Raw genomic sequence first — 8230 nt, 5'->3', positions numbered from 1 at the left:
TTAGTATCTTTCTTTTGACACTTTAAGATACAAAAAAGGCGTAGAAAAATTTCTTCTTCTACGCCTTTTTTCACTATTGGACTTTTTCAGTGCCCTCGATTTACTCAGGCAGACTTTCATTTGCAACAATTAGTGTGAGGTATTATTTCTTAAAGTGACCAATAATTAAGCTGGCCAGCTCAACACCGATACGCTCCTGCGCTTCATTAGTAGCAGCGCCGATGTGTGGGGTTAATGATATTTTAGGGTGGGATAAAATCTCGGCACGTGGCGTTGGTTCGTTATCAAACACGTCTAATGCCGCGTATGATACCTGGCCGCTGTTCAATGCTTCGATCAAAGCTAATTCGTCAATTAATCCACCACGAGAGATATTGATCAATTGTACGCCTTTTTTCATTTGAGCTAATTCTTCGGCACCAAATAATGCTTTGTCAATAAACGGCGTATGCAGGGTGATGAAATCAGCAGTCTTGATGATTTCGTCTAAAGTTGCTTTTTTAACACTTACGTTAACTTTTGTACCGCCAGATCCTAACACGATTTCAACATCGGGGTTAAACTCAAAAAGGTCATAAGCAATAACATCCATACCAATGCCGATAGCGATCTTAGCTACCTCGCGACCGATACGGCCAAACCCAACAATACCTAAAGTTTTGCCACGTAGCTCAATGCCTTTAGCATAAGCTTTTTTCAAGTCGTTAAACTTGGTTCCGCCTTCGGCAGCCATTTTGCGGTTACTGTCATGCAATGAACGCACGCCGGTAAACAATTGCGCTATAACAAGCTCTGCAACAGATAATGATGATGATGCAGGCGTATTATATACGCCCACGCCTTTTTCTTTAGCGTATTCTACATCAATATTATCCACACCTACACCACCGCGGCCGATAAGCTTAAGGTTAGGGCAAGCGTCAATTAAGGCTTTACGTACTTTAGTAGCGCTACGTACAGTAATGGCATCGTAGTTTTGTAGTTTAACAGGCAGTTCGTCCTGCGGTATGTTGTTAGTATCAACCTCAAAACCGGCATCTTCTAACATCTTTTTTCCGATAGGGTCTATCCCATCGTTAGCTAATATCTTGATCATTATCTTTAAAGATTGGTGATTAAAGATTAAAGATTGGCCGCCTCAAGCTGATCACCAATCCCTACTCTTCAATCTTTAATTATTTATTTTTCTCTTGAAACTCCTGCATGGCATCAATCAGGGTATGAACGCTGGTAATTGGCAAGGCATTGTAAATTGATGCGCGGAAACCGCCAACACTTCTGTGGCCTTTTATGCCTACTATGTCTTTATCATCGCATAGTTTCAAAAATGCTTTCTCCAGCTCCGGGTTTTCCATTACAAAACATACGTTCATGTCAGAGCGATCTTCGACAGCGCAAACCGGTTTAAATAATGGGTTACGGTCAATCTCCGTATACAACGCCCTTGATTTCGCCTTATTCTCTTGAGCAAGCGCTGCAACACCACCTTTAGATTTAACCCAACGTAAAGTCAACATCGAAACATAGATAGCAAACACCGGCGGAGTATTGTACATTGATCCGTTTTCGGCATGTACCTTATAGTTGAACATTGAAGGGATTTTGCGATCAACTTTACCTAAGATTTCGTCTTTAACAATTACTAAAGTAGTACCTGCAGGGCCCATATTTTTTTGAGCACCGGCATAAATCAAACCAAAATCAGCGACGTTAATTTTACGACTGAAAATATCAGACGACATATCGCAAGCCATCGGGATAGGCGATTTAGGGAACTCATGCAACTGCGTACCGTAAATGGTATTGTTTGATGTTAAATGCAAATAAGCCGCGTCAGCAGGTATGGTGTAATCTTTAGGGATATAAGTAAAGTTGCTATCTTTTGAAGTAGCAATTACCTCAACTTCGCCAAAAAACTTAGCCTCTTTTAAGGCTTTGTTAGCCCACACGCCCGACTCAACATAAGCTGCCTTACCGTCTGCCGGTAACAGGTTGTATGGTAACATAGCGAACTGCGTGCTTGCACCACCTTGTAAAAACAATACGGAATAACCCTCAGGCACTTCAAGTAACTCTTTAACTAATTTTACGGCTTCATCTAAAACCGCCTCAAACTCTGGGGCGCGGTGCGATATCTCTAACAGAGATAAGCCCATACCATTAAAATCAACAACCGCTTGAGCTGCCTGTTTTAAAACTTCGTGAGGTAAGATGCCCGGACCGGCACCAAAATTATGTTTCATACGTTTTTAAGATTGGTTCAACAAAATATTATATTGTAAAGTTTATATTTTGCTGCGGCAAAGTTAATTAATCTGACAAAGCGAAGAGCCTTTATTTGCATTTATTTTAAAAAATGCAAATATTCAATAAAACGACGCATTTAAGGCCATTTATTAATTAATTTAAAATTATCGCACTATTTGTATTACGATTGTAATAACAATTAGGTGTGTTTCAGGGTTGATATCATATCAGAGGCGCTGGGTGCTCCAAATACTGAGCTACCTGCCACAAACACATTTGCACCAGCCGCCATCAATTTGTTAATATTAGTTGCATCTACCCCACCGTCAACTTCAATATATACGTTAGGGTTGTACAAGTCGGCTAACTTCTTTAAGTCTGCTATTTTTTTGTAAGTATTGTCTATGAAATGCTGCCCGCCGAAACCCGGATTAACGGACATGATCAGGATCAAATCAACATATTTTATAATATCCTCAATCATTGCGACCGGCGTATGCGGGTTAAGCGCCACCCCTGCCTTACAGCCAAGCTCTTTTATAGCCTGTACCGTGCGATTTAAATGAGGACATGCCTCAACATGCACTGTAATACTAGCCGCTCCGGCGTCTTTAAAACGCTTAAGATATTTATCCGGCTCCACTATCATTAAATGAACGTCAAGCGGCTTGGTAGCGTGTTTAAAAGCAACCTCGGTAACCGGGAAACCAAACGATATATTAGGTACAAACACGCCATCCATAACATCCACATGGATCCAATCAGCCTCGCTGTTATTGATCATTTCAATATCGCGCTGCAGATTACCAAAATCAGCTGATAAAATTGATGGGGCAATTAGACGGGCATTAGTCATTTGTCATTGGGTGATTAGTGACTGCAAATATAGCTTATTGAGCATGCTATACAAATTAATGGAGCAATGGTAAAATCAGTCACAATTTTGCAGCAGATCGTAATACTTCTTCATCAGTACCAGATCGTAATTTACAAGAGAATTATAAGCTTCGGTAACCAGTTCGGTCAAAATAGATGAACCAAGCTGCCCACCACCATTGGGTATGGAGTCGTAATATGCAATAAGATCTTTAACCCTTATAATTTCATATAATAATACTTGCACCAAATCCGCTTGGGGGCCTGCGGGTTTACCTTGGGCATTAGCATTACTGATAAAATCTAAAGGGTCTTGCGACGACGTAGATATCATTTTTCTGTAGAAGGATCGGCCTTAAACCTTTTATTACTTCATTATAAAATTAATAAAGATCAAACAGCAATATTTGTTTTAAAAAAAAAGAAAATAATTAAAACAAAAAGGTTTTTAAACAGTAAAGGCCTTATTTCTAAGGCCTTTACTGGTAACACATGTATTTACATGTTTAATATTATTGAGCCGCGTCAGGCTTAGGCAATAATACTTTACGAGAAAGTTTTAATTTACCTTGCTTGTCAACATCTAATAATTTAACACGCACTTCGTCGCCTACCTGGAATATTCCGTCCATGGTTTCAAAACGTTTGTGATCAATTTCTGATATGTGTAATAAACCGTCTTTACCCGGCATGATCTCGATGAAAGCACCAAAAGGCATGATAGATTTTACCTTACCTTCATAGATCTCGCCAACTTCCGGACGTGCAGCTATATTTCTGATACGTGTAGCAGCCGCGTCGATAGCAGCTTTGTTATCAGCAAATATCTGTACGATACCCTGGTTGTCAACCTCTTCGATAGAGATGGTAGCACCGGTTTCGCGTTGCATTTCCTGGATGATTTTACCACCGGGGCCTATAACAGCACCAATATACTCTTTATCAATTTTAATGGTGATAATACGTGGAGCATGTGGTTTGTAATCTTCGCGGACTTCGGTAATGGTTTTAGCCATTTCGCCTAGGATATGTAAACGACCGTCTTTTGCCTGATTTAACGCGTTGCTTAATACTTCGTATGATAAGCCGTTAATTTTCAAGTCCATTTGTACAGCAACGATACCGTTTTTAGTACCTGTTACTTTAAAGTCCATATCACCAAGGTGATCTTCATCACCTAAGATATCAGAAAGGATAGCATATTTAGTACCCATTTCGTTAGTGATCAAACCCATTGCGATACCTGATACCGGGTTGGTAATTTTGATACCTGCATCCATCAAAGCTAATGTACCCGCGCAAACGGTAGCCATAGATGATGAACCGTTAGATTCTAAGATATCAGATACAATACGGATGGTGTAAGGATTTGAATCGTCAACCGGTAAAACACGTTTTAATGAACGCATAGCTAAGTTACCATGACCAATCTCGCGACGGCCTGCACCCCTGTTAGGACGAACCTCGCCTGTTGAGAAGCCCGGGAAATTGTAGTGTAACAAGAATTTTTGGTAACCGTTGATAAACGCACCATCAATCATTTGCTCAGCATCTTTAGCGCCTAAAGTAACTGTAGTTAATGCTTGTGTTTCGCCACGGGTAAATACTGCCGAACCGTGAGCAGCAGGTAAATAACCTACTTCGCTCCAGATAGGACGGACCTCTGTAGTTTTACGGCCGTCTAAACGTTTGCCTTCATCTAATACAAGGTTACGGATAGCGTCATACTCAACATCATGATAATATTTTTTAGCCAAAAATTTGGTAATATCATCAATCTCGCCTAAAGTAGCTATATACTCATCGCGTACAGCCTTAAATTTAGCGCTACGCTCGTCTTTACCAGAAGCTTCGCCTGCAATAGCGTAAACTTTATCGTAAGTAGCAGCGTAAATTGCTTTTTGCAATTCTTCGTTGCTATGCTCATGGCTGTAAGTACGTTTCTCTGTTTTACCAACCTCAATGGTTAATTCTTTTTGAGCTAAACACTGTATTTTAATAGCAGTATGGGCAAATTTAATTGCTTCAACCAATTCTTCTTCCTGGATCTCAGCACTTTCGCCTTCGACCATGTTGATGTCATGCTCGTTACCGGCAACAATAAACTCTAAAGTAGCTTTCGCTAATTGAGTTACAGTTGGGTTAATAACCAATTGGCCATCAACTTTAGCAACACGTACTTCTGAGATAGGGCCGTTAAAAGGGATATCAGAAACAGATAATGCAGCTGATGCCGCTAAACCTGCTAAACAATCAGGCATGATGTCTTTATCAGCTGAAATTAAAGATATCATTATTTGTGTATCAGCATGATAATCTTCGGGGAACATTGGGCGCAATGCACGGTCAACCAAACGAGAGATTAGAACCTCATAGTCCGACAAACGGGCCTCGCGGCGTAAAAAGCCACCCGGGATACGACCGGTAGCAGCATATTTTTCTTGATAGTCAACAGATAGTGGTAAAAAGTCTACCCCTTCTTTTGCTTCTTTTGATGATACTACAGTAGCTAACAACATGGTATCACCCATTTTTATAACTACAGAGCCATCGGCTTGTTTGGCCAGTTTACCTGTTTCGATCTCGATGGTGCGGCCGTCACCTAAATCAATTACTTTTTTAATTACATTCATCTTTTTTTTGTTTTGATACGCTTTTCATCTTTTAGAGCGCACCGGTTTTTTATAGTGTGTAAATAGTTTCGTGTAAAAGTAAAAAAGCCATCTCATAAAAGAGACGGCTTTTTATAAAAAAAAAGTTTTAGTTACTTAATGATATCTCTTAAAGCTAAAGCTTTAATGATAGCACGGTATCTTTCAATATCTTTTTTGTATAGGTACGCTAACAAACCACGACGTTTACCTACCATTTTTTGCAGTGATAACTGGGTTGAAAAATCATGTTTGTTTTTTTTCAGGTGACCAGTTAGGTGTGCGATACGGGTTGTGAATAATGCAACCTGACCTTCGGTTGATCCTGTATCCTGAGGACCTTTACCATGTTTTGCGAAAAGCTCTTGCTTTCCTTCTTGACTTAAATACATTACGTAAATAATATTAAAGCGTAAATAAACTTTGTTAATTGAGGTGCAAAGATAGGCGTTATATTAATGATTTGCAAGTGTGCTATTATTGTTTGTTTACAACCGCCTTTTCCTTCTCGCGATACAGGTGCGCGTTGCCGCCAAACACGGTAAAATGATCTCCTCTCTTATTGGGTTCAAAATGCTCTAACCGTATAGCATCCCTATTGTAAAAACCAATAAAACATTGTTTAATAAGTTTATCCTGATAGTAAATATCAAGCGGTATGGGTTGCTTTTTAAAATCTATAGTATACCTAAGCTTGTTTAACCCCTGCGTACTGGTTTGTATATAGAGGGTGCTGGTATCAACAAAAGTAAATTTTTCATACCTTGTTGTATCTTTTAATTTGCTCCCCCATACGCCTAAAATATCTTTATATGTAGGATATCGCATTTCGGTATCTGGAAGTTCCTTTTTTATCTTTTTGTACACAGCAACCTTTTTATTACTTGTATCAGCATTCTTTGGTATGCCCCATAAGTATCTCATTAAAAAAGTACTGTCATTCAAAAATTTAATCTTAAACCGCGCATACTTCGGATGCTTTCTATCTATCTCATAAGTAAACTTTAATTCTATAACATCCTTCCTGTCATTAGTAGAATAATTCATTTTATTATACAAGAAACCATCATTGCTTAACCACAATCCAGTCGACTTTGTCAAAAACGTTACATTCCCCCCTTTCACGCGGGCGTTCTGCCAGCGGCCAATTAAATCTCTTGAAGTAAATTGTTGAGCATCGGCAAAAACGAAATTGAACAGCAGACACATGGTCGCGAATATTTTTTTCAACATGGGGCAATAAAGTTTATCCCCAAATATACCAATCCTATCCCTTTAAAAAGGGATTGAAATTTCTTGTACCAATGGCCATGCCCGCTGCACGGCAAACTGTTTTGTCGCCAAATTTGAAGTTAATCTTATCCATAGCCTGGTAAAGCTTTATGCGTTCTTCGTTATCCTCAAACAGATTTATCTGGTAGCTACCCTGGCAAAGATTACTTAGCTTAACCCCAATCAGCCTTATCGGCCGGTGACCATTCCAGGCTTTTTTGAGCAGGTTTTTAATGCCGGGTATCAATATATGTTCGGCTGCGGTTAGCGATATTTTCTCCTGCACGGTATGGGTTTCAAAATTAGCGAAGCGGATCTTGATAGCCAGGCATGATGCCACCTTATTCTCTTTGCGCAGCTTATAGGCTAGTTCTTCCGTCATAGATACCAATACCGTTTCGATCGTTTTTTTATCGTTCACATCAGCTTCGAAGGTGTTTTCTGTCGATATGGATTTACGGTCGCTATGCGGAACAATCTCGCTATCATCAATACCATTGGCCCGCTCCCATATATAGCGGCCGTGTTTGCCAAAAACCGTCTCTAAAAACTTTAGCTCCACCCGCTGCAGGTCGCCTATTTTTTCAATCCCAAACTGGTATAGCTTTTGGCAGGTTTTCTCGCCCAGCATGGGTATTTTACGGATGGATAGCGGGGCCATAAACTCTTTTTCTTGGCCATGTTCAATAAACAGCTGCCCGCTTGGCTTAGCGGCATTGGTTGCCATTTTAGCCACGGTTTTGCATGATGCCATCCCGAAAGATATGGGCAAGCCCGTCTCGCGGATCACGCGTTCCCGCAGTTCTGTTGCCATTTTATAGCAATCGTGAAACCGGTCCATACCGGTCAGATCTATATAAAACTCATCTATAGATGTTTTTTGATACAGCGGCACGCTGTCATGAATGATCTGCGTAACCTCGCGCGATGCTTCACTATAGCGCCCGTGGCTACCGCGGATGACCGTCGCATGCGGGCAAAGTTTCATGGCTTGTTTCATTGGCATAGCCGAGTGGATGCCAAATTTGCGCGCCTCGTAACTGCATGATGCCACCACTCCCCTATCTGCCGAACCGCCTATTAAAACCGGCTTGCCTATCAGGTCAGGATTGAACTTACGCTCAACCGAAACGAAAAACGAATCGAGGTCGATATGTACAATATAGCGCTTGGCATCCATAGCA

8 protein-coding genes are annotated in these 8230 nt (G+C 40.5%); all 8 read right to left on the bottom strand.

Annotation, left to right across the window (positions count from 1 at the left end; genetic code table 11):
- Nucleotides 1-142: 142 nt before the first annotated feature.
- Nucleotides 143-1096, bottom strand: coding sequence for a D-2-hydroxyacid dehydrogenase (locus ACFSYC_RS07550; RefSeq protein ID WP_377125180.1), 954 nt, complete (start codon nt 1094-1096; stop codon nt 143-145).
- A gap of 79 nt (nt 1097-1175) precedes the next feature.
- Nucleotides 1176-2243, bottom strand: a complete 1068-nt coding sequence (gene serC / locus ACFSYC_RS07545) for a 3-phosphoserine/phosphohydroxythreonine transaminase (protein ID WP_377125177.1) — start codon at nt 2241-2243, stop codon at nt 1176-1178.
- Between the two features lie 203 nt (nt 2244-2446).
- The gene (rpe, locus tag ACFSYC_RS07540; RefSeq protein ID WP_377125174.1) at nt 2447-3103 is read right to left on the bottom strand and encodes a ribulose-phosphate 3-epimerase; all 657 of its coding nucleotides are present in this window, start codon (nt 3101-3103) and stop codon (nt 2447-2449) included.
- Between the two features lie 75 nt (nt 3104-3178).
- Nucleotides 3179-3457 (bottom strand): hypothetical protein, encoded by a 279-nt coding sequence (locus ACFSYC_RS07535; protein WP_377125171.1) that lies wholly within the window; start codon nt 3455-3457, stop codon nt 3179-3181.
- A 178-nt stretch (nt 3458-3635) separates the two neighbouring features.
- On the bottom strand, nt 3636-5756 hold the full coding sequence (locus ACFSYC_RS07530) for a polyribonucleotide nucleotidyltransferase (RefSeq protein ID WP_377125169.1): 2121 nt from the start codon (nt 5754-5756) through the stop codon (nt 3636-3638).
- Between the two features lie 131 nt (nt 5757-5887).
- A complete protein-coding gene (rpsO, locus tag ACFSYC_RS07525) occupies nt 5888-6166 on the bottom strand; it encodes a 30S ribosomal protein S15 (RefSeq protein ID WP_377125166.1) in 279 nt (92 codons plus the stop codon).
- An 85-nt stretch (nt 6167-6251) separates the two neighbouring features.
- Nucleotides 6252-7007 carry a hypothetical protein gene (locus tag ACFSYC_RS07520; protein WP_377125163.1) on the bottom strand — a complete coding sequence of 252 codons (756 nt, stop codon included), beginning with the start codon at nt 7005-7007 and terminating at the stop codon, nt 6252-6254.
- 34 nt (nt 7008-7041) lie between these two features.
- Nucleotides 7042-8226, bottom strand: a complete 1185-nt coding sequence (dinB, locus tag ACFSYC_RS07515; protein ID WP_377125160.1) for a DNA polymerase IV — start codon at nt 8224-8226, stop codon at nt 7042-7044.
- Between the last annotated feature and the right edge of the window lie 4 nt (nt 8227-8230).

The sequence above is a fragment of the Mucilaginibacter antarcticus genome (assembly GCF_042686155.1).
Lineage (GTDB): Bacteria > Bacteroidota > Bacteroidia > Sphingobacteriales > Sphingobacteriaceae > Mucilaginibacter > Mucilaginibacter antarcticus.
The sequence above is the reverse complement of the archived record's forward strand: the minus strand, read 5'-3'. Positions and strand labels throughout refer to the sequence as shown.